Origin of the sequence: Pseudomonas sp. P20 (genome assembly GCF_016463925.1) — a bacterium.
In the GTDB taxonomy this organism is placed as follows: Bacteria; Pseudomonadota; Gammaproteobacteria; order Pseudomonadales; family Pseudomonadaceae; genus Pseudomonas; species Pseudomonas aeruginosa.
In genome coordinates this window covers 712-1,696 of record NZ_JAEMVM010000105.1, presented here as the reverse complement: position 1 = coordinate 1,696, position 985 = coordinate 712, and the positions used below count along the sequence as shown (strand labels likewise).

Sequence of the window (985 nt, the reverse complement as noted above, 5' to 3'; positions counted from 1 at the left end):
CCTTGGCCAACTGGTCCGTCATCGCCGCGGCCGGATCGCTTCCCCCGGCACGTTCGGCAAACTCGGCGGCAGGTGAGGGGCCAGTTGGCTGACCTTGCTCCTGTTTCTGATCCTGCTCCTGGACCTCAATTCCATAGGTCTCCTGGACGTAACCCAAGGTGGGCTTGAAGCCGGAGAACCGCACTACCTTCTCGTCTCGGCTGGCCTTGGCGTCCATGTCCTCGGGTTCTTCGACGACCCGGTAAACGCATGGCGGCTCAGCGCCGGGGAAGTTCCACTCGGTCAGCCAACGCGCGGGGCCCTGGTTGAAGCTCTCACAGATCAGGTCGGCGTCGGCTTTCACCAGGTCGAGGCGCACGTCGGCCTGCAGATCGTCGTTACCCAGGCGGCCGGGAGTGCCCTGGCTCGACGCCACCTGGCCCAGCGTAACCTTGGCGATGGTCTCATCCATGGTGTCGTGCAGGATCTTGTAGTCGGCCGTGCCAGAGCGCGAGGCCTCCAGCAGTTCCACCAACATGTCCTCCGGCATGATGACACCGGTATCGGTCTGAATCGCCTGGGTGGCGGCCAGCAGCTTGGCCTTCTCCTCTGGCGTGGCGTTCTTCCCGAATTTGCCGACGGCCGTGGGCATACCGAACTTGTCCAGGAACGTGAGCCAGAACTTCAGTCCGTTGCGCTTGAAATACACCGGCCAGTACAGCCAATGGGCCAGTCCGAGGCCATAGGGCTCGTCGTCGTTGTCGGCGCCGGTCGAGAAGTGCCAGAAGTACGGCGAAGGGCACGGCTCACCCTCGAACATGTTGCTCGGCGTCAGCAAGCGCAGGCCACCCTGCAGGTCGTAACGGAAGCGGCGGCGGTTGCGCACCTTGACCGCCTGCAGGGTGATGTAGCGGTCGTCGCGGCCGTAGATGAGTTCGGACACGGCGTGGCCGTAGTACACCCCATAGAGCATGCCGTTGGTGATCCGGTCCCAGCCAACGTTCTG

The 985-nt window shown here is 63.7% G+C and carries 1 protein-coding gene; it reads right to left on the bottom strand.

The window, feature by feature from the left end; all coding sequences use genetic code 11:
• A partial coding sequence (locus JHD77_RS31970) for a DUF935 domain-containing protein (RefSeq protein ID WP_160419925.1) occupies positions 1–985 on the bottom strand: 985 nt, incomplete at both ends.